This is a genomic window from Streptomyces sp. GDS52 (assembly GCF_052246875.1).
In the GTDB taxonomy this organism is placed as follows: domain Bacteria; phylum Actinomycetota; class Actinomycetes; order Streptomycetales; family Streptomycetaceae; genus Streptomyces; species Streptomyces cathayae.
The window spans coordinates 6,314,348-6,336,727 of the sequence record NZ_CM125966.1 but is presented as its reverse complement, the minus strand read 5'-3'; the positions used below and the strand labels follow the sequence as shown (position 1 = coordinate 6,336,727).

Genomic DNA, 22,380 nt, shown 5'->3' with positions numbered 1-22,380 from the left:
GATGCCGGTCACCGTTCTGCTCGTCGACGACGAGCCCCTCGTGCGCGCGGGGTTACGCGCCGTTCTGGAAGCGCAGCCCGACCTCGAGGTGGTCGGGGAGGCGGCCGACGGGGCGGCGGTGATCCCGCTGGTGCGGCGGCTGCGGCCGGACGTGGTCGCCATGGACGTGCGCATGCCGCTGCTGGACGGGATCGAGGCCACGCGCGCGCTGCTGCGGACGGTCGAGGAGCCGCCGAAGATCCTCGTGGTGACGACGTTCGAGAACGACGAGTACGTGTACGAGGCGCTGCGCGCCGGGGCCGACGGGTTCCTGCTGAAGCGGGCGCGACCGGCGGAGATCGTGCACGCGGTGCGGCTGGTCGCGGAGGGCGAGTCGCTGCTGTTCCCCGCCTCGGTGCGCCGGCTCGCGGCCGAGTACGGCGACGACGGCGGCAACCGCGCGGCGCGGGACGTGCTGGAGCGGGCACGGCTGACCGAGCGTGAGGCGGAGGTGCTGCGGCTGATGGCCCGAGGGCTGTCGAACGCGGAGATCGCCGCCCGGCTGGTGGTGGGCACGGAGACGGTGAAGACGCATGTGAGCGCCGTGCTGGCGAAGCTCGGGGCGCGCGACCGCACGCAGGCGGTGATCGCGGCGTACGAGTCGGGGTTCGTGGCGCCGGGATGAGCCGCCTTCCTGGGCGGGCCGGAGCGGCTGCCCGCGGGGCGGACCGCGGGGTTCCCCCGGAGGTCGCCGGGGTGTGCCGTGCCGAGTACCATCCGCCCCACACGCGCACGAGCGGGGAGGACGGACGGTGAGTCGGCTGACCGGCGGGGCTCCCTCGCTGTTGCGGAGGATCAACTCCGCGGTGGTGCTGCACGCGTTGCGGGCCACGGACTGCGCGACGCTGACCGAGGTCACCAGGGTGACGGGGTTGTCACGGCCCACCGTCGAGGGCGTCGTGGAGGGCCTGATCGAGGCGGGCCTCGTCGTGGAGGCGGCGGCCGAGGAGGGTACGGCGCGGCGGCAGGGAAGGCCGGCCCGGAGGTTCCGGTTCCGGGCCGAGGCCGGGCATCTCCTGGGCCTGGAGATCGGGCCGCACCGGGTGGCCGCGCTGCTGGCCGATCTGGACGGCCGGGTGATCGGCGCCCAGGCCAAGGAGGTCGGTGAACGGGTCGACGCCGACGGGCGGTTGGAGCGGCTGCGCGCCGCCGTCGCCGAGTTGCTGCGCCGGACCGGGGTGCCGCGCGACTCGCTGCGGGCCGTGGGCGTGGGCACGCCCGGGATCGTCGAGGCGGACGGCACGGTACGGCTGGGCACGGCGCTGCCCGGGTGGACGGGGCTGGGGCTGGGCGAGCGGCTGAGCCGGTCCTTCACGTGCCCGGTGCTGGTCGAGAACGATGCCAACGCGGCGGTCGTGGCCGAACACTGGAAGGGCGTCGCCACCGGGACCGACGACGTGGTGTTCGTGCTGGCCGGCCTGAGCCCCGGCGCCGGTTCACTGATCGGGGGGCGACTGCACCGGGGGTACGGCGGGGCGGCCGGCGAGATCGGGGCACTGCATCTGCTGGGCCGCGGGGCGACCCCCGAGAAGCTGCTGTCCACCACGGACGAGCCGCTGCACCCGCTCGACGAGCAGGCGGTGGCCGAGGTCTTCGCCCGGGCCCGCGAGGGCGACGAGCGGGCCCTCGCGGCCATGGACCGCTTCATCCAGCGGCTGGTCCACGACGTGGCGGCGCTGGTGCTGGCCCTCGACCCGGAACTCGTCGTGATCGGTGGCTGGGCGGCGGGGCTGGACGGGGTCCTGGAGCCGCTGCGGCGTGAACTGGCCCGCTACTGCCTGCGTCCGCCGAAGGTCGCTCTGTCCCGTCTCGGGGAGGCGGCGGTGGCGACGGGCGCGGTGCGGCTCGCTCTGGACCATGTGGAAGCACAACTCTTCGCCGTGGAAGGCACGGTGACGGCCCGCCGGTAGGCGGCGGTCCGGTGGCCCCGCCACCGGTCTCCCCCGTCGGCCCCGCCCGGCGCCCGGAACGCCCGGCGCCCGGGGAGCCCGGCGTTCAGGAAGCGCGGCGTTCGGGGCCGTCGTGGATCTCCACGCCCCCGGAGTCGCCGAAGGTCAGCCGGCAGGTGTCCGCGCGGTAGGTGGCCACGGAGAGCGCGGAGACCCGGCCCCGGGCGATGAAGCGGGTGGTGACGACGAGGACGGGCGCGCCCGGCAGGCGGTCCAGCTCCCTGGCCTCGTCCGCGCGGGCGGAGCCGAGCTCCACCGCGTTCTCGTGCCGCTCCAGCTCCAGGTGGCGCAGTTCCCGCAGTACCGCACGCGCGCGTGCCGCCCCGGAGGGGGCGTCGATGGCCGAGAGGCCGGGCACCGAGGCCGCCGGGACGTACAGCAGTTCGGCGGCGACGGGCCGGCCCTGGGACACCCGGGACCGCCGAACGGTGTGCACGGGCTCGTCCCGGCCGGTCACCAGGGTCTCGGCGATGGCCGCGGACGGCGTCTCGAGCGTGCAGTCCAGGGTCTGCCAGGCGTCGTCGGGCCCGCCCGGCCAGGCGTGCTGCGCCGTACCGACGGCCACACCCATGCGCGGCGGGGCGACGGTGGTGCCCACACCGCGGCGGCGCTCCAGCCTGCCTTCCAGTTCCAGCTGTTCCAGTGCCTGGCGCAGCGTGGCACGGGCCACGCCGAAGCGGGCGGCGAGGTCTCGCTCGTTGGGCAGGATCTCGCCCACGGAGAACTCCGAGTCCAGCGCTTCGCTGAGCACGGTCCTGAGCTGCCAGTACTTCGGCTCCGGCACCGTGTCCAATTGCGTGGTCCCCACCCTGTCCTCCGCGATCGTCAGGTCCGGCGGCGTTTTCGCGCCCTTGTTTATTAAAGGTTGTTTCACTTATCTGCGACCATATGGCGACCTCCCCCCTTGGTCAATACCAACTTGGTCAATACCAATCGGACATAACGAGGGGGCCACACCGGACGCCGCGGCCCCCGTCGCCGGGTGACCGGCCCCCTACCGGTCCGCCGCCAGCGAACGCAGTTTGTCGGGGTTGCGGATGACGTAGACCGCCTGGACGCGCCCGTCGGCGACCTCCAGCTGGACGACGGAGTCGGGCGTGCCGCCGACGAGGAGCAGTGCCGCGGGCCCCCCGTTGAGCTCCAGGAAGCGGGCCGAGAGGTCCTCCTGGAAGCTCTTGCGGGTGACACCGAGCACGAAGCGGCCCACCTTGTCGGCGGTCTCCAGGACGCGCAGCGCGGCGGAGACCTTGCCGCCGCTGTCGCTGACGAGGCGCACGTCGGGGGCGAGCAGCTCCAGGAGTTTCTCCAGATCACCGCCGCCGGCCGCCGCCAGGAACCGCTCGGTCAGTTCGCGGCGCCGGGCGGGGTCGACGTCGTAGCGCGGACGCCGGTCCTCGACGTGCTTGCGGGCCCGCGTGGCGAGCTGGCGCACCGCCGGTTCGCCGCGGTCGAGCATGGCGGCGATGTCGGCGTAGGGGTAGCCGAACGCCTCGCGCAGGACGAACACCGCGCGCTCCAGCGGGGACAGGGACTCCATGACGACCAGGACGGCGAGCGAGACCGAGTCCGCGAGCACCGCCTGCTCGGCGGTGTCCGGGGCGGTGTCGCCGAAGTCGGTGGCGTACGGCTCGGGCAGCCACGGGCCGACGTACGTCTCGCCCCGCGCCTTGATCTGACGCAGCCGGTCGACGGCGAGGCGGGTGGTGACGCGTACCAGGTAGGCGCGCGGCTCGCGGACATCGGACCGGTCCCCGCCCGCCCAGCGCAGCCACGCCTCCTGCACCACGTCCTCGGCGTCGGCCACCCGGCCGAGCATGCGGTAGGCGACCCCCTGGAGGACGGGACGGTGCTCTTCGAAGGCATCGGTCACGGTGTCGGTGCTCACCTCCCCATCCCAGCCGACCCGTACGGCCCGTGTCCAGACGGATCCGGGCGCGTCGCGGAGCCGCAGCCCGGAACCGGGCGCGAGGGCTACCCGCCGGTAGTGATTGCTGACAAGCTGTCCACGACGTCAGGCGGCGTCCCACCGCGAGTCCCAGACGAGGAGCACCTTCATGTCCGCGACCGTCTCGTTCGAGGTCACCTCTCCGCACGGCCCGCAGACCGTGACCCTGTCCTACGCGCGCGTGGGCCGCGGCGAACCGCTGCTCCTGCTGCACGGCATCGGTCACCACCGCCAGGCCTGGGACCCGGTCGTGGACATCCTCGCCACCGAGCGCGAGGTGATCGCCGTGGACCTGCCCGGCTTCGGCGCCTCCCCGGCGCTGCCGGGCGGCCTCGCCCACGACCTGCCCACCATGAGCGCCGCCCTGGGCGCCCTGTGCGAGGAGCTGGGGCTCGACCGGCCGCATGTCGCGGGCAACTCGCTGGGCGGACTTCTGGCGCTGGAGCTCGGCCGCCGAAACCTCGTACGGTCCGTCACCGCGCTCTCCCCCGCCGGGTTCTGGACGCAGGCCGAGCGACGCTACGCCTTCGGCGTACTGATCGGGATGCGGCGCCTCGCGGAGCGGATGCCGCTGCCGCTGGTCGAGCGGCTCGCCCGCTCGGCGGCCGGGCGGGCGGCGCTGACCAGCACCATCTACGCCCGTCCGGGACTCCGTTCGCCCGAGGCGGTGGTCGCCGAGACGCTCGCACTGGCCGGCGCCACCGGTTTCACCGAGACACTCCGGGCGGGCACCACGGTGCGCTTCACCGACGACGTGCCCGGCGTCCCGGTCACCGTCGCCTGGGGTGCCCGCGACCGGCTGCTCATCCCCCGTCAGGGGGTCCGCGCCAAGCGGGTGATCCCCCGGGCGCGGCTGGTCCGGCTGCCCGGCTGCGGTCACGTCCCCATGAACGACGACCCGGCACTGGTCGCCCGCGTCCTGCTCGACGGCAGCCGCTGAACGGCACGGCACTGTCCGACCGGGCGCGGCCCCGCGCCGGGCGGACCGGGGCGGTGAGGCGACGGGGTGACGGGGTGACGGGGTGACGGGGTGCATGGAACGCTGAGCTGCCCGCGTGTCAACCCACAGGATGACGCGGCGAGTTGTTCACTCGGGGTTTGCGTGCGAGCCGCGCCGCACGAGTACGTGTGGCAGCGCACACCGGCCGGAACTCCCGTCATCTGGAGGCGCATCCATGTCACACCCCTCGCTCCCCGGCCGTCGCGCCCTGCTGCGCGGCTCACTCGCGGCCTCGGCCGCCCTGGCCCTGCCCACCACCGTCGGGGTGGCGCCCGCGTTCGCCCGGTCCGGGCGCCCGGACGCGAAGTGGGGCGTGCAGACCGGTGACGTGACGCATGACTCCGGGCTGGTGTGGGTGCGCTCCGACCGTCCGGCCCGGATGATCGTCGAGACGTCGGCGACCGAGTCGTTCCGGCACCCGCGCCGCCTGCCCGGCCCGCTGCTCGGACCCGGCACCGACTTCACCGGGACGGTCCGGCTGCGCGGACTGCCGGCCGGCGAACAGATCCACTACCGGGTGCGGCTCGCCGACCCCGACGACCCGCGCCGCTCCGGCGAACCGGTCACCGGTACGTTCAGGACGGCGTCCGCGCGGCGGCGCGACGGTGTGCGGTTCCTGTGGTCGGGCGACCTGGCGGGCCAGGGCTGGGGCATCGACCCCGGCTTCGGCGGCTACCGGATCTTCGAGGCGATGGCCCGGCTCGACCCCGACTTCTTCCTGTTCAGCGGCGACACCGTCTACGCCGACGGACCGATCCCGGCGACCGCGGCGCTCCCGGACGGCAGCGTCTGGCGGAACATCACCACCGAGGAGAAGTCCAAGGTCGCCGAGACCCTGGCCGAGTTCCGCGGCAACTTCCGCTACAACCTGCTCGACGAGCACTTCCGCCGGTTCAACGCCCAGGTCCCGTCCATCGTGCAGTGGGACGACCACGAGGTGCGCAACAACTGGTACCCGGGCCAGCGGATCACGGACACGGACACCCGCTACACGGAGAAGAGCGTCGATGTACTGGCGGCACGGGCACGCCGCGCGTTCGGTGAGTACTTCCCGATGTCCACGCTGCGGCCGGGTGCCGGCGAGGGCCGGGTGTACCGGGTGCTGCGGCAGGGGCCGCTGCTGGACGTGTTCGTGCTGGACATGCGGACGTACCGCAACGCCAACTCCCCCGGCGACCAGACCGCGGACCCGCAGGGGATCCTCGGACGCGAGCAGCTGCAATGGCTCAAGCGGGAACTGGCGCGGTCGCGGGCGGTGTGGAAGGTGATCGCCGCGGACATGCCGCTCGGCCTGATCGTGTCCGACACCACCGAGGGCGCCCAGCACGTCGAGGCGGTGGCCCAGGGCGACCCGGGGGCTCCGCTGGGGCGCGAGCTGCAGATCGCGGAGCTGCTGCGGTTCATCAAGCACCGGCGGATCACCGGCACGGTGTGGCTGACGGCCGACGTGCACCACACCTCTGCCCAGCACTACCAGCCCGCACGAGCCGCGTTCGACGATTTCGAGCCGTTCTGGGAGTTCGTCTCCGGTCCGCTCAACGCGGGCGCCTTCCCGGCGAGCGCTCTCGACGGCACCTTCGGCCCGGAGCGGGTGTTCGTGAAGGCACCGACCGCGTCGAACGTCTCGCCCGCCGGTGGGTACCAGTTCTTCGGCGAGGTCGACATCGACGGCGGCAGCGGGGAGCTGACCGTACGGCTGCGGGAGCAGGACGGCACCGTGCTCCACACCAAGCGGCTGCGGCCGGGACTCGTCGGCCAGTGAGGCGACAAGCGGACCATAAGCCCCATAAGAACTCTTTACTCGACAGTCATGGCGTGTTGGCGGCCGCGAAACACGATTCCTTCACAGTGGCCGCATGAGCCGAGACAGGTCCGACATGACGTACACCCGGCACGGCCGTCCCGCGCAGGGACATCCGGGGGGAGAACCGACCACGCGCTTCACGGCGGCGTTCCACAGTTGGTGGGCACGCCGCCACGGTCACGCACCGCCCGCACCCGATACCGACGGGGCCGCGGAAAGCCGGTCCCCGGAGAGCACCCTGTGGCGGATGCGGACGACGGTACGGGACGAACCGGGCGCGCTGGCCGCACTGTGCACGGCGCTGGCCGAGCACCGGGTCGACATCCTGAGCCTGCAGACGCACCCGCTGGGCGAGGCCACGGTCGACGAGTTCCTGCTGCGCGCCCCGGCCGGCCTGACCGCCACCGGCCTCACCACGGCGGTGACGGGTGCCGGGGGCACGGACACCTGGACCGAGCGGGCCGACGCCCACGATCTGGTGGACGCCCCGACCCGGGTGCTGGAACTCGCCGCACGTACGGCCCTGGACGGCGCGGAAATTCCGCTGGCGCTAAGGCAGTTGCTGGGCCGGTGCACCATCCGTTCACTGCCCGCCGCCCCGGGCGGCGGGCAGCCGGCGCCGGAGGGCGTCCCGGTGGAGGGGACCCTGGAGGACACCGTGATGCGGCTGCGCGCCCCGGAGGGCGGCGTGCTCACCGTGGAGCGGCCGCATCCGCCCTTCACGCCCACCGAGTTCGCCCGGGCGCGGGCCCTGGTGGAACTGGACGCCCGGCTCGGCCCCCGGGTCCCGCACGGCCAGGACGTCCTCACCCTGCCCGAGGGCAGCGACATCACCGTGGGCCGGGCGGACACCGGCGACCTGGAGGCGGCGCGGGCGATGCACGAGCGGTGCTCGCCCGAGACCCTGCGCCGGCGGTACCACGGACCGGTCGGCGACGCGGACCGCTACCTGCATCACCTGCTCGGCCCCCGCTTCGGCCGCACGCTCGCCGTACGGACCGCCTCCGGCCGCGTCGTCGGCCTCGGCCATCTGCTGTGGGACGGCGACGAGACCGAGGTGGCACTGCTCGTCGAGGACGCCTGGCAGCGCCGGGGCATCGGCACCGAACTCCTGGCCCGGCTGGTGTCGATGGCCACCGAGGCGGGCTGCGCCCACGTCTACGCCGTGACGCAGGCGTCCAACACCGGGATGGTCGCCGCGATGCGCGGGCTGGGCCTGCCCCTCGACTACCAGGTCGAGGAGAGCACCCTCGTCGTCACCGCGCGTCTGGACCCGGCACGGGCCCGCCACGCGCGGGAGGGGCGGGAGCACGGCTCACCGGCCGGCCACCGGTCGTGGAGCACCGCGCCACCGGCCCCCTGACACGGGACACGGGACAGAACGGTCCGGCGGTGTCCGCCGGACCGTCCGGCATCCGCGCGGGGCACGGCCCCGCCTCAGTTCCGGGCCGGCGCCTCCGGCCGGTCGGCCGTCCCGCCCGTGCGGCCGCCCTCCGGTGCACCGGTCCGCTCCCCCAGCGCCCCGTCCAGGTCCGCCCACAGGTCGTCGACGTCCTCCAGGCCGACCGACAGCCGCAGCAGCCGGTCGCTCACTCCCGCGTCCCTGCGGTCGTCGGCGTCGACGATGCGGTGGCTGATGGACGCCGGGTGCTGGATGAGGGTGTCCACGCTGCCGAGGCTCACCGCCGGGGTGACGAGCCGTACCCCGCCGATCACCTCGTGCGGGTCCCCGTGCACCTCGAAGGAGACCATCGCCCCGCCGATGCGCGGGTAGTGCACCCGGGCCACGCGCGGATCGGCGGCGAGCCGGCGGGCGAGTTCGGCGGCGTTGGCCGACGCGGCCCGCACCCGTACCGGCAGCGTCGACAGGCCCCGCAGCAGCAGATAGCCCGCCAGCGGGTGCAGCACGCCGCCGGTGGCGAACCGTATCTGCCGCAGCCGCCCCGCGAACTCCTCGTCGCAGGCCACCACCCCGGCCAGTACGTCGCCGTGCCCGCCGAGGTACTTGGTGGCGCTGTGCAGCACCAGCCGTGCCCCGTGCGCGGCCGGACGCTGGAGGACCGGGGTGGCGAAGGTGTTGTCGACGAGCAGCGGTACCGAGCCGCAGGCATGGGCGACGGCCCGCAGATCGACCTCGGCGAGGGTCGGGTTGGCCGGCGACTCCACCAGGACCAGACCGGTGTCCGGGCGCAGCGCGTCGGCGACCCCGGCCGGGTCGGTCCACGTCACCTCGGAGCCGAGCAGCCCGGCGGTCAGCAGGTGGTCGCTGCACCCGTACAGGGGGCGTACGGCGACCACGTGGCGCAGCCCCATGGAGCCGCGCACCAGCAGGACGGCGCTGAGCGCGGCCATGCCGCTGGCGAACGCGACCGCTGTCTCGGTGCCCTCCAGGCGGGCCAGTGCGGTCTCGAAACGGGCGACGGTCGGGTTGCCGAGCCGTCCGTAGACGGGCGGGCCGTCGGGTTCCGCGCCGGTGGCGGCGAAGGAGTCGATGCGGGCGGCCTCGCCGCGGCTGTCGTAGGAGGGGTAGGTGGTGGACAGGTCGATCGGCGGGGCGTGCAGTCCCTGCCGGGCGAGGTCGTCCCGGCCGGCGTGCACGGCCTCGGTGGCGAGTGCTCTCGTGGTGCCGCGCGTGTGCGTGCGTGCGTCCTTGTCCCAGTCCATGGACCGAAGGGTGAACACGGCAGGGCTGGTCGGCGGATATCTCCGTGCTACGTTCGGCCCATGGCTGAATCCGTCGTACTGGATCCGGTGGATCTGCGTCTGCTGGGGTTGCTGCAGAACGACGCCCGGACGACGTACCGGGAGCTCGCCGCGCAGGTCGGGGTCGCGCCGTCGACCTGCCTGGACCGGGTGACCCGGCTGCGCCGCTGTGGCGTGATCCTCGGGCATCGGCTGAAACTGGACCCGGCCAAGCTGGGGCGGGGACTTCAGGCACTGCTGTCGGTACAGGTCAGACCGCACCGGCGGGAGCTGGTGGGACCGTTCGTGGAGCGGATCAGGGCGCTGCCGGAGTCACTGACCGTCTTCCATCTGACCGGACCGGACGACTATCTGATCCATGTCGCGGTCGCGGACATGGCGGATCTGCAGCGGCTGGTGCTGGACGGGTTCACGTCACGGCGGGAGGTCGCGCGCGTGGAGACCCGGCTGATCTTCCAGCAGTGGGACTGCGGCCCGTTGCTGCCGTCTTCGCCCTCGGCTCAAACGGGGTGACGGACGGCGGGCCGCGTACCAGGATGGGCCGCATGTCACAGACCAACAACCCGCTGCCCCGCGAGGTCGCCGACGCCTACGTCGACGAGCTCATCGCCCTCGACCCGGTCACCGGTACGTATCTCGGCGTGCAGGAGAGTTCCCGCCGTCTGCCCGATCTCTCGCCCGCGGGCCAGGCGGCACTCGCGGAACTCCAGCGGGCCACGCTCGCCCGGCTCGACGAGGCCGAGGCCCGGCCCGGCGCGGACAGCGGCATCGAGCGCCGCTGCGCCCGGCTGCTGCGGGAGCGGCTCACCGCGGAGATCGCCGTGTACGAGGCCGACGAGGGGCTGCGTTCGGTCGGCAACCTGGGCACGGTCGCCCACTCGGTGCGCGAGGTGTTCACCGTGACACCGACGCAGACCGAGGAGGACTGGGCCGCGGTCGCCGAGCGGCTGCGCGCGGTACCGGCCGCGCTGGCGGGCTACCGGGAGTCCCTCGCGCTCGGCCTGGAGCGCAAGCGGTACGCGGCTCCGCGGCCGACCGCCGCGTTCGTCGGGCAGCTCACCGAGTGGGCGGACACCGGCGAGGGCCGCGGCTGGTTCGAGGACTTCGCCTCGGCGGGACCGGACGCGCTGCGCGCCGAACTGGACGAGGCCGCCCGCGCCGCGACCGCGGCCGTGGTGGAGCTGCGGGACTGGATGCGCGACGTGTACGCGCCCTCGATCGAGGGCGCCCCGAACACCGTGGGCAGGGAGCGGTACGCCCGCTGGGCCCGGTACTTCAACGGCACCGACCTCGACCTGGACGAGGCGTACGCCTACGGCTGGGCCGAGTACCACCGTCTGCTCGGCGAGATGCGGAAGGAGGCCGAGAAGATCCTGCCGGGCGCCGAGACGCCGTGGGTGGCGCTCGCGCACCTCGACGAGCACGGCCGGCACATCGAGGGCGTCGACGAGGTCCGCGAGTGGCTCCAGGGCGTGATGGACCGGGCGATCGAGTCCCTGGACGGCACCCACTTCGAACTCGCCGAGCGGGTACGGAAGGTGGAGTCGCGGATCGCCCCGCCGGGCAGCGCGGCGGCACCGTACTACACGCCTCCGTCGGAGGACTTCTCGCGGCCGGGCCGCACCTGGCTGCCGACCATGGGACTGACCCGCTTCCCCGTCTACGACCTGGTGTCGACCTGGTACCACGAGGGCGTCCCCGGCCATCACCTCCAGCTGGCGCAGTGGGCGCACGTGGCCGAGGACCTGTCCCGCTACCAGGCCTCCGTGGGCATGGTGAGCGCCAACGCCGAGGGCTGGGCGCTGTACGCGGAGCGGCTGATGGACGAGCTCGGGTTCCTCGCGGACGCGGAGGAGCGGCTGGGCTACCTGGACGCGCAGATGATGCGGGCGGCCCGGGTCATCGTGGACATCGGCATGCACCTGGAGCTGGAGATCCCGGCGGACTCGCCGTTCCACCCGGGCGAGCGCTGGACGCCCGAGCTGGCCGAGGAGTTCTTCGGGGCGCACAGCAGCCGTCCCGCGGACTACGTGGAGAGCGAGCTGACCCGCTATCTGACGATTCCCGGCCAGGCGATCGGCTACAAACTCGGCGAGCGGGCCTGGCTGCTCGGCCGGGAGAACGCCCGCAAGCGGCACGGCGACGCCTTCGACCCCAAGGCGTGGCACATGGCGGCGCTGTCCCAGGGCTCGCTGGGCCTGGACGACCTGGTGGACGAACTGTCGGCGCTGTAGGCGGCCCCGGTCAGCGCATGAAACCCCCTTCGGAGTTGACGACCTGACCCGTGATCCAGTCCGCCTCGTCCGTGGCCAGCCACGCGATGAGGCGGGCGGGGTCGTCGGGCATCCCCCACCGCCCGCCGGGGAAACGCGCGGCGACGGCCTCGTAGGCGTCGCCGGTCAGGTAGTCCGTGTCCACCGGGCCGGGGTTGACGGTGTTGACCGTGACGGCGTGCCCGGCGAGCGTGGTCGCCAGGGAGCGGGTGAGGGAGGCGAGCGCGCCCTTCTGCAGGGCGTAGGCGATCTCGCCGGGCATGCCGCCGGCGATGTCCTGGCCGGACGTCGTCATCACCACGCGGCCGCCCGGCGTGCGCGGCGGCAGGGCGGCCCGGTGCCGGGCGTGGGCCTGGACGAGCAGCAGCACCGAGCGGGCGTCGACGGCCCAGTGCGCGTCGAGCATGGCGGCGTCGACGGTGTCGAGGTCGCCGTCGGAGCCGCTGAGGGCGTGGTTGGCGACGAGGATGTCGAGCCGCCCGCCGAGCGCGGTGGCGGCCCGGGCGTGCAGTTCGGCGGGGACGTCCGGGTCGGCGAGGTCGCCCGGTCCGGCGGCCACCCGCGCCGAGGGGTCGCCGAGCGCTTCCCGTACGGAGGCGGTCACCTCCTCGATCCGGTCGGCGCCCCAGGGCATGGCGGCGTCGTGCGGGACGTGATGGTGGAGATAGACGCTCGCTCCGTGGGCGGCGAGACGGCGGGCGACCGCGTGCCCGATGCCGGCGCGCCGACTGGCCCCGGTGACCAGGGCGGTCCGGCCGCGCAGGGGCAGGGGGTCACGGCGGAGGGCTTCGGGGGCGGGGTGCGGGAACTTGGGCATGGTCGCCCATCATGAGGGGCGCCGGCGGCCGGCGCACGTGGATATCCCTGCCGGGCCAGGGCCGTGGAGTCGCCCGACGGGAGGAGCCCGACGGATGTCCGCCCGCCTCGCGGGCCCGGTCGTGGCCGGAGGCCGTCTCCTTGCCGTCGGCGGCCCGTCCGTAAGGGCGGTGCCTTCTGCGGTGCCGCCCTGAGGGGGCCGCCGTCCGATTCCACCCGCTCCACCGTGCCTGGTCGCACCCTGTGCGACACCTGAGAGGCCCGACTGCTGTGGTGGGCCCGCGGACTCGGCTCAGGTGACTCCGTGCTGCCGCAGCGTCGAGCCCGACCGGCCCTTCACCACCTCGAGTTGGGCGTGGATCCGGCGGCGCAGGTCGGGGACGTGGCTGACGATGCCCACGCTGCGGTCGCGTTCCCGCAGGGAGTCCAGGACGTCCAGGACCTCGTCGAGCGTCTGGTCGTCGAGGCTGCCGAAGCCCTCGTCGATGAAGAGGGTGTCCAGCCGGACCCCGCCGGCCTCGTCGGTGACGACGTCGGCGAGTCCGAGCGCGAGGGCCAGCGAGGCGAAGAAGGTCTCGCCGCCCGAGAGGGTCGCGGTGTCCCGCTCCCGGCCGGTCCACGCGTCCACGACGTGCAGTCCGAGGCCGCTGCGCCCGCGCCCGGTGCGGTCGTCGGAGTGCACCAGGGTGTAGCGGCCGGAGGACATCCGGTGCAGCCGGGCGGTCGCCGCGGCGGCGACCTGCTCCAGGCGGGCGGCCAGGACGTAGGACTCCAGGCGCATCCTGCGTTCGTTGTCGGCCGAGGTGCCCGCGGTGAGGCCTGCCAGGCGGGCCACCCGGTCGTACTCCTCGCGCAGCGGCGCCAGCCGACGCGCCGAGGCGGTGGCCCGCGCGGAGAGCCGGTCGAGTTCGGCGCAGCGGCGGGCTGCGGCATCACGTGCGGAGGCCGCCTCGCGCGTCCTGCGGTCCGCGTCCTCGGCGGTGCGCTGTGCGACGGTGAGGCCGGCGGGGGGCTGCTGGGCGGCGGCCGCGGTGCCCGGCTCGGCGAGCACCGCGCGTACGGCGGCCTCCTCCTGCTGCCAGGCCTCCAGCCGGTCCTGCAGTGCGCGGTGGGCGGCCGCGTCGAGGAGTGCCTCGGCCGCCGCCCGCGGGGTGGCGAAGCCCGCCCGGAAGGCGGCGTCGGCGAGCCGGCCGTCGGCCTCCTTGAGCCGCTGTGCGGTGCCGTCGGCGACGCGGGCCGCGTCGGCGGCGTCGGTGAACTGTGCGGCGTGCCGCTCCAGTTGCGCGGCGCGCGTGGCCACGCTGTCCGCGTCACCCCGCGCCTGGGTCAACTCCTCCTCCAGCGCGTCCTGTTCATGGTCCAGCCGCTCCCGGTGGCCCGCCCGGGCGGCGGCCCGCACCGCCGCCTCCCGCTGGGCGGCGACGCGTCGTTCATGTTCGTGTTCCGCCTGGCGCAGCTGTTCCCGGGCGGGGTGCAGATCGGAGGCGGCGCCTCGGGCCTGCGCGTACCGCCGCTCCGACTCCTCCGCTTCTCGGGCGAGGTGGGCGGCCGGCGTGTCTCCCGCCTCCGCTCCGGCGGCGGCCAGCGCCTCGCGTACGGCGCCGAGACGGCCTTCCTGGTCGGCCCGGTGCTCCTCGGCACTCTGGTGGGCGGCCAGGGCCCGCTCCTCCGCCTCGCGGTCGACGTGGCCGGCGACCTTGCGGGCGGGGGCGGGGTGTTCGGTGGCACCGCAGACGGCGCACGGGTCGCCGTCGGTGAGGCCCGCGGCGAGTTCGGCGGCGATGCCGGCCAACCGCTGTTCCTTGAGGTCGAGCCAGTGCTGTTTGGCCTCGAGGGCCCGTTCCCGGGCCGCGCGGGCCTGTTCGGCGGCGTCCTCGGTGTCCTCGGCCAGCTGGTCCCGCAGCCGTGCGGCGGTCAACCGCTTGTGCGCGGTGTCGCGTTGCACGGCGAGCTCACCGGTCCGGGCCGCGGCCTCCTGCGCGGACTCGATACGGTCCTGGAGGCCGGCGCGGGTCTCCTCCCAGCCGGTGAGCCACGCCTCGGACTCGTCGAGCGCGTCGTCGTCGGCGCGCTCCTGGCGGTCCAGAGCCACCCGCTCCCCGAGGAGTTCCGTGAGCCGTCGCTCGGCGCGGCGGGCCGACTCCAGCCCGCCCAGTTCCTCGGTGGCCCGGCGGGCGGCGGCCGCGAGCCCGGCCGCACCCGCGTCCCTGAGGGCCGGGGGAAGCAGGGCGCGGGTATCCGCCTCGGCGTCGGCCGCCCGCCGGTGTTCGGCGTCGGCGGACTCCCGCAGTTCCAGGGCGGGGGCGACCGTCTCGGCCTTCCGGGACCGGTCCAGGCGCGTCTGCGCCTCCTGCCGGTCCTCGGCCCGCTCCGCCAGCCGTGCCGCGCGCTGCCGTGCCTCGGCGAACCGCCGCTGCAACCGGTCCCGTTCGCGTGCCTCGTCCAGTGACCGGTCGGCGGCGGTCTGGGCGGACTCGGCCGCGGCGAGGCGGCAGCGGGCGACGGTGAGCTGTTCGCGGGCGGTGCTGCGGGCCACGGCGGCCGCACTCAGCACGCTCTCGGCCAGTCCCGGTTCGCCCGGCACGAGGTCTGCCGGCTCCATGGCCCCGCCCGCGGCCTGCTGCATCCGGTGCGCGTCGGCGAGCAGTTCGGCGTCGCCGTCCCGCACTCGGGACTCGGCGGCACGGCGGCGTTCGGCCAGGCGCTTCTCCATGTCGGCGAAGCGGCGGGTGTCGAAGAGCCGGCCGAGCAGTTTGCCGCGCGCCTCCGCGTCGGCGCGCAGGAAACGCGCGAAGTCGCCCTGGGGCAGCAGGACGACCTGGCAGAACTGCTCCCGGCTCATGCCGAGGAGCTGGGTGATCTCCTCACCGATCTCCTGGTGGGAGCGGCTGAGGTCCTTCCAGGACCGGCTCACCGGATCGTGTTCGCGCAGCCGACTCTGTGCCTTGTCCAGGGTCGTGCCGGTGCCGCGTTTCTTCGGGCGCTGCCAGGGCGGCTGCCGGGTGACCTCCAGCCGGCGGCCGGCGACGGTGAGTTCGAGGGTGACCCCCGTGCGGGTGGCGGGGGCCGCGTGGTCGCTGCGCAGCGCCGTGCCCTGCCCGTTCTGCCGGGCCCCGGGGACGGAGCCGTACAGCGCGTAGCAGACGGCGTCGAGTATCGAGGTCTTTCCGGCGCCGGTGGGGCCGTGCAGCAGGAAGAGGCCCGCGGCGGAGAGTGAGTCGAAGTCGACGGTCAGTGAGCCGCCGAAGGGGCCGAAGGCGGTGATGTCGAGCCGGTGCAGCCTCATCGCGCCACCTCGTTCACGGCCTCGGCGGCGCGGACCGCGTCGACGGTGTCCCGCAGGACGGCCCGCTCGTGCTCGTCGGGGCCGGTGCCGCGCACATGGGCGACGAAGTCCTCGGCGATCTGCTGGTCGTCGCGCCCGGCGAGGCGCCGGGCGTAGGACACCGACGGGTCGTCGGGCGCGCGTTCGGGTGCGAAGACCAGGCTCAGGGTGTGCGGGAAGCGTTCGGTGAGCCGGGCCATGGGGTCGGCGGGGCGGACCGGGTCGGTGAGCGTGGCCTCGACCCACGCCTCCCGGTGCCGCGCGAGGGCGGGGTCGGCGAGCAGCTCCTCCAGGGTGCCGCGGATCCGGGCGAGGGCACGCGGCACCGGGCAGTCGAGCCGCTCGGCGGTGACCGTTCCGCCGGCGTCCAGGTCGACGAGCCACATGCTCTTGCGGTGGTCCGCCTCCGAGAAGGAGTACGGCAGCGGCGAGCCGGAGTAGCGCACCCGCTCGGTGAGGGTCTGGCAGCCGTGCAGATGGCCGAGCGCCACGTAGTCGACGCCGTCGAACACTCCGGCGGGCACGGCGGCGACCCCGCCGACGGTGATGTCCCGCTCACTGTCGCTCGGTGCGCCGCCGGTGACGAAGGCATGCGCGAGGACCACGGACCGGGTGCCGCGCGGACGGGCGGCGAGATCGGCGCGGACCCGGTCCATGGCGGCCGCGAGCACCGCCTCGTGGCCTGCCTTCTCCACTTCGAACTCGTCCTTGACCAGCGCCGGTTCCAGGTAGGGCAGCCCGTAGAAGGCGACCTCCCCGTGCGCGTCGGACAGCATCACGGGGGTGCCGCTCGCCGCGGGGTCGGTCCGCAGGTGGATGCCCGCGCGCCCGATGAGCCCGGCGCCGACGCCGAGACGGCGGGCCGAGTCGTGGTTCCCGGAGATCATCACGGTCGGCACACCGAGGCCGGCGAGGCGGTGCAGGGCGTCGTCGAACAGCTCCACCGCGGCGAGCGGCGGCACCGCCCGGTCGTACACGTCTCCCGACACGACCACCGCGTCGACGGCGTACTCGCGCACGGTCGCCACCAGGTGTCCGATGAAATCGGCCTGGGCACCGAGCATGCCGACCCGGTGGAACGACCGGCCGAGGTGCCAGTCGGAAGTGTGCAGCAATCTCATAAAATGGCCCTGACCTGCATATCTTTCTCGGTAACACGCCAAAAACCAGCACAATCCGGCATGGGAAACCCAGGTCGGCGCCCACCACGCTAGCGCCTACCGGTACCTGGTTGACCACTGCCTCACATCGCGATCTCGCGTCAGCCCATACACCGAATGTCTGCGGAATCCGCGTGGAGGCGTTCTCCCCACACCCCTGGACAGCGGGTTCTCCGGGACAGCGACCGTAGCGCGAGGCGAGGCGGAGCAGATCGCTGCAGCTCAGCGCCGGTTCTGTGGACAATACCCGGCGTAACGGGTGCGGTACCGGCACCCGAAGAGTGATGGCACCTTGCGTCAAATACCTCCTCCTTGTCGGCTGTCAGTGCGCCGGCGGCACAGCCGATGTCGCGCCAGAACCGGCAGATGCCGAGAGCATCGGATCCAGGTCACTCCCCCGGACAAAAATACCCAGGGGGGTATTCATGAGGAATCGGGAACCTGCCCGGTATCGCCTCCACCCCGACGTGTACCCAGCGGGGTATCAAGGAGTCAGGCATTCCGCACCGAAGGAGCAGTTCACCGTGTCCTACGACCGCACCGTCCGCCTGGCCACCTCCGACTTCGACGCCGCCGTCGCCGCCGTCCGCGAGGCACTGGCGGATCAGGGATTCGGCGTCCTCACCGAGATCGACGTCAGGGCCACCCTCAAGGCCAAGCTCGGCCACGACATGGAGGACTACCTGATCCTCGGCGCCTGCAACCCGCCGCTCGCTCACCGGGCCCTGGAGGCCGACCGCTCCATCGGCCTGCTCCTGCCGTGCAACGTCGTCGTCCGCCGCGACGGCGACAGCACGCTCGTCCAGGCCCTCGACCCGGGGACCATGGTCACCCTCACCGGCCTCGACACCCTCAAGCCCGTCGCCGACGACGCCACCGCCCGCCTGGACGCCGCTCTGAACGCCCTGTCCGCCACCTGACCCGCGCCGGGGCCGGGGCGTCACAAGAGGGACAGGAAGAGCTTCTCCACCTTCTGGGTGTCGAGGCCGTCGGCGCCGCCCTCCTGGCTCAGGCACTCCTCGAGGCCGCCGGCGACGATGGCGAAACCGGCCCGGTCCAGCGCGCGGTTGACCGCGGCGAGCCGGGTGACGACCTCCTCACAGTCACGCCCTTCTTCCAGCATGCGCGCGACGCCGGCGAGCCGGCCCTGTGCGCGCTTGAGCCGGTCGGCGGCCGACCGCACCTGGTCGGCGGGGAAGCGGTCACCGGCCGGGGCTCCGGGTGGCGAGGGAGGCGCGGACCTCGTCCATGTCGAGCCCGCGGACGGTGGTGATCAACTGGTCCAGCGCCTGGGGCGGCAGGGCGCCGGGCCGGGAGAACACCAGGACACCCTCACGGAAGGCCATCAGGGTGGGGATCGAGGTGATGTCCGCCGCGGCGGCCAGGGCCCGCTCGGCCTCGGTGTCGACCTTGCCGAAGACGATGTCGGAGTGGGCCTCGGAGGCCTTCTCGTAGACGGGGGCGAACATCCGGCACGGTCCGCACCAGGAGGCCCAGAAGTCGACGAGGACGATGTCGTTGCCGGACACGGTGTTCTCGAAGTCCGCGGCGGTGAGTGTGACGGTGCTCATGGGACGGTCCCTTCCGTTTCGCCTAAGTAGTGGCTTTTGATACCCCCCGGGGTATACGACACCGGAACGGGGCGGGGCACTCCCCGGACGGCACGGCATGCCGCTGCCCCGGCGCACCGAAGAGCGGTGCGCCGGGGCAGCGGGGCCAGGGGCCGCTGGGTCCGGTGACCTGCTAGGTCCGGTGGACGGCGCGTCGCAGCGGACAGCGGGCGATGAAGCCGTAGCAGACGCCCGCACCGGCGCCCAGCGAGGCGATGGCCGCCAGGACCGGGACCGCTATGTGGGCGGGAGCCTGCTGGACCAGGACGAAGGTGCCCATGGCCAGCACGAACCAGGCGAAGAGCCGGGAGAGGACGTGGGCGGGGACGCGTCCGGCCAGCCGGGCTCCGGCCAGACTGCCGACGACCGCGAATCCGGTGACGGCCAGGGTCAGGGTCCAGTCGATCTGGACGCTCGACAGATAGCCGGCGAAGCCCGCGGCGGACTTCATCGCGATGACCAGCAGTGAGGTGCCGATGGCCACCGGCATGGGCAGGCCGCCCAGCAGGGCCAGGGCGGGGACGACGAGGAAGCCGCCGCCGGCGCCGACCAGGCCGGTGGCCAGGCCGACGGCCGCGCCGTCCAGCAGGACCCGCCCCACCGGCACCTGCCGGTGGGCCCGGTCGGGGTCGACACCCCGGCGGCCCCGGAGCATGGCGGCGGCGGTGACGATCATCATGACCGCGAAGGCGATCAGCAGGATGACGTCGGGAATGTGGCCGCCGACGAGTCCGCCGGTGTAGGCACCGGCCATGCCGGCCGCTCCGAACAGGACGCCGGTGCGCCAGCGGACCCGTCCGTCGCGGGCATGCTTGATCATGCCCACGGCGGAGGTGACGCCGACGACGAACAGGGAGGTGGCGATGGCCTCCTTGGCGTCCATGCCCGCGACGTAGACCAGCAGCGGCACGGTCAGGATCGACCCGCCTCCCCCGAGCAGCCCGAGGGAGACGCCGACCAGCAGCGCGAGGATCAGGACGATCGTCAGCGTCATGACGCTCACCTGCCGTCGGCGAGCTGGGCGACGGCCTTGCGCGGGTCGAAGGACGGGATGCGGTTCCACGGCATCTTCGACAGCATCACCCCCATGGCACAGGTGTTGCTGATGGCGGCGAAGGCCAGCCCGCCGCCGACGAACGCGGACAGCGCCTGAAGGCCGGGGACGAGGAAGCTGCCGAGGGCGCCGACCAGCACCAGGGAGCCGGCGGCCAGGCGGACCTGGCGCTCCATGTCCCAGCGCTCCTGGCCGTAGTCGGTCGGCGCGCCGGACTTCTCCCAGGCGGTCATGCCGCCCGACAGGACCGTCAGGCCGGGGAGTCCTGCCTCGGCGAGGGCGCGTTCGGCCTGGCCGGCACGCTGGCCCGAGCGGCACACCAGCACCACGTCGGTGTCCAGGTGCCTCGTCAGCTCCTCGCGGTGCTCGCGCAGGGTGCCCAGCGGGACGTTGTAGGAGCCGGGGATGTGCGCGCCCTCGAACTCGGCGGGGGAACGGACGTCGAGCAGGCGCGGCGGACGGGCGGAGTCGAGCCGGGTGCGCAGTTCGTCGGTGGTCAGGCTGCGGGGGGTGGTGGGGGTGGTCATGCGTTGGTCTCCTGTCGGTTGTCGCGGGGGGCGGGGATGTCGGGGGTGAGGGAGCACAGCCCCAGGTCGAGGGCGTTGTCGAAGCTGTCGTCGACGGCGACGACGTCACGGCCGCGGGCGTGGAGCAGGGCGGCGACGACGCCGGCGCGGTAGCCGCCGGCGCAGTGCACCCAGACACGGCCCGCGGGGATCTCCTCGAGGCGGCCCGGCACCTCGTGGATGGGGATGTGCACCGAGCCCGGGATGTGCGCCTCGGCGCGCTCCTGGTTGCGGCGCACGTCCAGCAGGACGAGGCCGTCGCCGCCGAGGACGTCCTTCAGGTCACCGAAGGTGGCGCGCTCGTAGGAGACCGGCGCCTCGCCCCCGGTCCAGTCCTCGGGGCCGCCGGTGGCCATGGCGGCCGGGCGGTCGATGCCGATGCGGACCAGCTCGCGCTGGGCCTCGGCCACGTCCTCGGCGGTCTCGCCGAGCAGGGTGAGGGGGGTGCCCCACGGGATCAGCCAGCCCAGGTAGGTGACGAACTGGCCGTCCAGGCCGAAGTTGAGGCTGCCCGCCAGGTGCCCGGCGGCGAAGGCGGTGCGCTCGCGCAGGTCCACCACCCACTCGCCGGCCTCGATCCGGCGCCGCAACTCGGCCGGGTCCGCCACGGACGGCGCGGACAGGTCCGGCTTGCCCACCTCGCCGGAGTTGGCCGGGCCCATGTGGGCGTAGTAGGCCGGGTAGGCGTCCAGGCCCGCCAGGAGCTGCTCGATGTAGGCCTCTTCGTCGGCGGTCAGCGCGGCGTTGGTCCGCTTCTCCTCGCCGATGGTGCTGGAGAGTCCGGCGGCCTGGGTCGCGGAGCAGAACGAGCCGAATCCGTGGGTCGGGTAGACGGCGGTCTCGTCCGGCAGTTCCGCGGCCAGCCGGTGCGCCGAGCGCCACTGCGCCCGCACCAGGGTGTCGGTGTGGTCCGGGCCCAGCAGGTCCGGTCGTCCCGTGGTGCCGTACAGCAGGGAGCCGCCGGTGAACACCGCGACCTGCTCTCCGGCGGCCTCCAGCGCGTAGGACAGGTGGGTGTGGGTGTGCCCCGGGGTGTGGATCACCCGCACCCGCAGGCTGTCGCCGACCTCGATCACCTGACCGTCGCGCACCGGGGTCCGCTCGTAGGAGACCTCGTCGTCGGCGTTCACCAGGTACTGCGCGCCCACCTCGCGGGCCAGGGCCAGGCCGCCGGTGACGTAGTCGTTGTGGATGTGCGTCTCGAACACGTGGGTGATCCGCACTCCGGCGGCGGCGGCCAGCGCGGTGACGCGGTCGTAGTCGCGCTGGGGGTCCACCACCAGGGCCACGGAACCGTCGTGGGCGAGGTAGGTGCGGTCCCCCAGGCCAGGGGTCTCGATGGGCAGAACGGTGATCATCGCGTCTCCTCGGAAGTGGTCGGGACGGTGCGGGTGCCGGGCTCGGCACCGGTGATCGCGGGGCGGCCGGCCTCGATCCAGGCGGCGGTGCCGCCGCTGACGCTGTGGGCGTCGTAGCCCAGGTCGCGGAGCAGGGAGGTCGCCTGCGCGCTGCGGCCGCCGCTCTGGCAGATCACGTGGACCCGGCGGTCCTTGGACAGCTCGCTGAGGATCAGGGGGAGATGGGGCAGCGGTGCCGACCGGGCGCCGGGGACGTGACCGGCCCGGTACTCGCCGCTGTCGCGGACGTCGACGACGAGGGCGCCTGCCGCGTGCGCCTCGGCGAAGCTCTGCTGGTCGATCTCGGGAACCATGCGGGGAACTCCTGCTCACTTGCCTTCAGAAATACCCTGGGGGGTATGCCTGAGCTCAACCGTAACAGGACCCGGCTTATGCCCCGGGGGGTATATGGGAGTGACGCGCCTCACATGCCGGACCTTCGTCCCCACCGCGGAACGGGGAGGCGACGGGGCACTGCGCCGCCCCGGGAGGGAGCCTGCGGGTGGCGCAGTCGTCCGGCCTTCCGTGCCCGACGACCCTCACACCCCGGAGGTGAACCGCTGCCGTGACCTCAGCGGCGCCCCGGCCGCCCGGCCGGACCCGAGTCGCGCCGACGTGCGGCACGGTTCGGCCCGGGCGGCCCCGCCGCCGATCCCACCGCCCTGTCGCGAGGTCGAGGCGGATCACGGCCGGGACGCGGTTCGGCGTTCGCCGGGGCGGCACCTCGGACCACTGCCGC

20 protein-coding genes are annotated in these 22,380 nt (G+C 73.8%); 8 read left to right on the top strand and 12 right to left on the bottom strand.

The features are described from left to right. Nucleotide 1: 1 nt before the first annotated feature. Nucleotides 2–664 (top strand): response regulator transcription factor, encoded by a 663-nt coding sequence (locus ACTWJ9_RS28980; protein ID WP_279337217.1) that lies wholly within the window; start codon nucleotides 2–4, stop codon nucleotides 662–664. 127 nt (nucleotides 665–791) lie between these two features. After that, nucleotides 792–1,949, top strand: a complete 1,158-nt coding sequence (locus ACTWJ9_RS28975; RefSeq protein WP_279337216.1) for an ROK family transcriptional regulator — start codon at nucleotides 792–794, stop codon at nucleotides 1,947–1,949. Between the two features lie 85 nt (nucleotides 1,950–2,034). On the opposite strand, the gene ACTWJ9_RS28970 is transcribed toward ACTWJ9_RS28975, so the two are convergent. Together ACTWJ9_RS28970 and ACTWJ9_RS28965 are read right to left on the bottom strand one after the other, a co-directional pair. Further along, entirely contained in the window at nucleotides 2,035–2,796 is a 762-nt protein-coding gene (locus ACTWJ9_RS28970) for a GntR family transcriptional regulator (RefSeq protein WP_279337215.1), read from the bottom strand. Nucleotides 2,797–2,982: 186 nt separating this feature from the next. Then, on the bottom strand, nucleotides 2,983–3,873 hold the full coding sequence (locus tag ACTWJ9_RS28965) for an RNA polymerase sigma-70 factor (protein WP_279337214.1): 891 nt from the start codon (nucleotides 3,871–3,873) through the stop codon (nucleotides 2,983–2,985). Between the two features lie 169 nt (nucleotides 3,874–4,042). Between ACTWJ9_RS28965 and ACTWJ9_RS28960 the strand changes: the two genes are divergently transcribed. From ACTWJ9_RS28960 to ACTWJ9_RS28950, 3 genes are all read left to right on the top strand, one after another. After that, nucleotides 4,043–4,873, top strand: a complete 831-nt coding sequence (locus tag ACTWJ9_RS28960) for an alpha/beta fold hydrolase (protein ID WP_279337213.1) — start codon at nucleotides 4,043–4,045, stop codon at nucleotides 4,871–4,873. 235 nt (nucleotides 4,874–5,108) lie between these two features. Beyond that, the gene (locus ACTWJ9_RS28955) at nucleotides 5,109–6,695 is read left to right on the top strand and encodes an alkaline phosphatase D family protein (protein ID WP_443294936.1); all 1,587 of its coding nucleotides are present in this window, start codon (nucleotides 5,109–5,111) and stop codon (nucleotides 6,693–6,695) included. 94 nt (nucleotides 6,696–6,789) lie between these two features. Further along, nucleotides 6,790–8,100, top strand: a complete 1,311-nt coding sequence (locus tag ACTWJ9_RS28950) for a GNAT family N-acetyltransferase (RefSeq protein ID WP_279337211.1) — start codon at nucleotides 6,790–6,792, stop codon at nucleotides 8,098–8,100. A gap of 74 nt (nucleotides 8,101–8,174) precedes the next feature. Here the strand turns inward: ACTWJ9_RS28950 and ACTWJ9_RS28945 are convergent, their stop codons facing one another. Continuing rightward, nucleotides 8,175–9,401, bottom strand: coding sequence for a trans-sulfuration enzyme family protein (locus ACTWJ9_RS28945; RefSeq protein WP_279337210.1), 1,227 nt, complete (start codon nucleotides 9,399–9,401; stop codon nucleotides 8,175–8,177). Between the two features lie 60 nt (nucleotides 9,402–9,461). Between ACTWJ9_RS28945 and ACTWJ9_RS28940 the strand changes: the two genes are divergently transcribed. Both ACTWJ9_RS28940 and ACTWJ9_RS28935 read left to right on the top strand, forming a co-directional pair. Next, entirely contained in the window at nucleotides 9,462–9,953 is a 492-nt protein-coding gene (locus ACTWJ9_RS28940; RefSeq protein WP_279337209.1) for an Lrp/AsnC family transcriptional regulator, read from the top strand. A 32-nt stretch (nucleotides 9,954–9,985) separates the two neighbouring features. Then, nucleotides 9,986–11,674, top strand: coding sequence for a DUF885 domain-containing protein (locus ACTWJ9_RS28935; protein ID WP_279337208.1), 1,689 nt, complete (start codon nucleotides 9,986–9,988; stop codon nucleotides 11,672–11,674). Nucleotides 11,675–11,684: 10 nt separating this feature from the next. Here the strand turns inward: ACTWJ9_RS28935 and ACTWJ9_RS28930 are convergent, their stop codons facing one another. The 3 genes from ACTWJ9_RS28930 to ACTWJ9_RS28920 all read right to left on the bottom strand — a co-directional run bounded on the left by ACTWJ9_RS28930 (nucleotide 11,685) and on the right by ACTWJ9_RS28920 (nucleotide 16,975). Then, nucleotides 11,685–12,530 carry an SDR family oxidoreductase gene (locus ACTWJ9_RS28930; protein WP_443294935.1) on the bottom strand — a complete coding sequence of 282 codons (846 nt, stop codon included), beginning with the start codon at nucleotides 12,528–12,530 and terminating at the stop codon, nucleotides 11,685–11,687. Nucleotides 12,531–12,821: 291 nt separating this feature from the next. Continuing rightward, nucleotides 12,822–15,815: an SMC family ATPase gene (locus ACTWJ9_RS28925; RefSeq protein ID WP_279337206.1), complete on the bottom strand. Its 2,994-nt coding sequence runs from the start codon at nucleotides 15,813–15,815 to the stop codon at nucleotides 12,822–12,824. Continuing rightward, nucleotides 15,812–16,975, bottom strand: coding sequence for an exonuclease SbcCD subunit D (locus ACTWJ9_RS28920; protein WP_443294933.1), 1,164 nt, complete (start codon nucleotides 16,973–16,975; stop codon nucleotides 15,812–15,814). Before ACTWJ9_RS28920 ends, ACTWJ9_RS28925 begins: the two co-directional genes overlap by 4 nt. A 563-nt stretch (nucleotides 16,976–17,538) precedes the next feature. Here ACTWJ9_RS28920 and ACTWJ9_RS28915 point away from each other — a divergent pair. Then, nucleotides 17,539–17,934, top strand: a complete 396-nt coding sequence (locus ACTWJ9_RS28915; protein WP_279337204.1) for a DUF302 domain-containing protein — start codon at nucleotides 17,539–17,541, stop codon at nucleotides 17,932–17,934. 20 nt (nucleotides 17,935–17,954) lie between these two features. On the opposite strand, the gene ACTWJ9_RS28910 is transcribed toward ACTWJ9_RS28915, so the two are convergent. The 6 genes from ACTWJ9_RS28910 to ACTWJ9_RS28885 all read right to left on the bottom strand — a co-directional run bounded on the left by ACTWJ9_RS28910 (nucleotide 17,955) and on the right by ACTWJ9_RS28885 (nucleotide 21,955). Further along, complete coding sequence (locus ACTWJ9_RS28910) at nucleotides 17,955–18,197, bottom strand: metal-sensitive transcriptional regulator (RefSeq protein WP_443294932.1); 243 nt, start codon at nucleotides 18,195–18,197, stop codon at nucleotides 17,955–17,957. 19 nt (nucleotides 18,198–18,216) lie between these two features. Beyond that, a complete protein-coding gene (gene trxA, locus ACTWJ9_RS28905) occupies nucleotides 18,217–18,585 on the bottom strand; it encodes a thioredoxin (RefSeq protein ID WP_443294931.1) in 369 nt (122 codons plus the stop codon). A gap of 172 nt (nucleotides 18,586–18,757) precedes the next feature. Continuing rightward, complete coding sequence (locus ACTWJ9_RS28900) at nucleotides 18,758–19,618, bottom strand: sulfite exporter TauE/SafE family protein (protein WP_279337201.1); 861 nt, start codon at nucleotides 19,616–19,618, stop codon at nucleotides 18,758–18,760. A 5-nt stretch (nucleotides 19,619–19,623) separates the two neighbouring features. Further along, on the bottom strand, nucleotides 19,624–20,205 hold the full coding sequence (locus tag ACTWJ9_RS28895; RefSeq protein WP_279337200.1) for a rhodanese-like domain-containing protein: 582 nt from the start codon (nucleotides 20,203–20,205) through the stop codon (nucleotides 19,624–19,626). Beyond that, a complete protein-coding gene (locus ACTWJ9_RS28890) occupies nucleotides 20,202–21,602 on the bottom strand; it encodes an MBL fold metallo-hydrolase (protein WP_443294930.1) in 1,401 nt (466 codons plus the stop codon). Before ACTWJ9_RS28890 ends, ACTWJ9_RS28895 begins: the two co-directional genes overlap by 4 nt. Next, complete coding sequence (locus tag ACTWJ9_RS28885) at nucleotides 21,599–21,955, bottom strand: rhodanese-like domain-containing protein (RefSeq protein WP_279337198.1); 357 nt, start codon at nucleotides 21,953–21,955, stop codon at nucleotides 21,599–21,601. Before ACTWJ9_RS28885 ends, ACTWJ9_RS28890 begins: the two co-directional genes overlap by 4 nt. Nucleotides 21,956–22,380: the final 425 nt, after the last annotated feature.

What these genes read in the sequence shown, in the direction of transcription:
- ACTWJ9_RS28980 (WP_279337217.1), top strand. Translation starts at nt 2, where the DNA reads ATGCCGGTCACCGTTCTGCTCGTCGACGACGAGCCCCTCGTGCGCGCG.
- ACTWJ9_RS28960 (WP_279337213.1), top strand. Translation starts at nt 4,043, where the DNA reads ATGTCCGCGACCGTCTCGTTCGAGGTCACCTCTCCGCACGGCCCGCAG.
- ACTWJ9_RS28955 (WP_443294936.1), top strand. Translation starts at nt 5,109, where the DNA reads ATGTCACACCCCTCGCTCCCCGGCCGTCGCGCCCTGCTGCGCGGCTCA.
- ACTWJ9_RS28950 (WP_279337211.1), top strand. Translation starts at nt 6,790, where the DNA reads ATGAGCCGAGACAGGTCCGACATGACGTACACCCGGCACGGCCGTCCC.
- ACTWJ9_RS28945 (WP_279337210.1), bottom strand. Translation starts at nt 9,401, where the DNA reads ATGGACTGGGACAAGGACGCACGCACGCACACGCGCGGCACCACGAGA.
- ACTWJ9_RS28940 (WP_279337209.1), top strand. Translation starts at nt 9,462, where the DNA reads ATGGCTGAATCCGTCGTACTGGATCCGGTGGATCTGCGTCTGCTGGGG.
- ACTWJ9_RS28935 (WP_279337208.1), top strand. Translation starts at nt 9,986, where the DNA reads ATGTCACAGACCAACAACCCGCTGCCCCGCGAGGTCGCCGACGCCTAC.
- ACTWJ9_RS28930 (WP_443294935.1), bottom strand. Translation starts at nt 12,530, where the DNA reads ATGCCCAAGTTCCCGCACCCCGCCCCCGAAGCCCTCCGCCGTGACCCC.
- ACTWJ9_RS28925 (WP_279337206.1), bottom strand. Translation starts at nt 15,815, where the DNA reads ATGAGGCTGCACCGGCTCGACATCACCGCCTTCGGCCCCTTCGGCGGC.
- ACTWJ9_RS28920 (WP_443294933.1), bottom strand. Translation starts at nt 16,975, where the DNA reads ATGAGATTGCTGCACACTTCCGACTGGCACCTCGGCCGGTCGTTCCAC.
- trxA (WP_443294931.1), bottom strand. Translation starts at nt 18,585, where the DNA reads ATGAGCACCGTCACACTCACCGCCGCGGACTTCGAGAACACCGTGTCC.
- ACTWJ9_RS28900 (WP_279337201.1), bottom strand. Translation starts at nt 19,618, where the DNA reads ATGACGCTGACGATCGTCCTGATCCTCGCGCTGCTGGTCGGCGTCTCC.
- ACTWJ9_RS28895 (WP_279337200.1), bottom strand. Translation starts at nt 20,205, where the DNA reads ATGACCACCCCCACCACCCCCCGCAGCCTGACCACCGACGAACTGCGC.
- ACTWJ9_RS28890 (WP_443294930.1), bottom strand. Translation starts at nt 21,602, where the DNA reads ATGATCACCGTTCTGCCCATCGAGACCCCTGGCCTGGGGGACCGCACC.
- ACTWJ9_RS28885 (WP_279337198.1), bottom strand. Translation starts at nt 21,955, where the DNA reads ATGGTTCCCGAGATCGACCAGCAGAGCTTCGCCGAGGCGCACGCGGCA.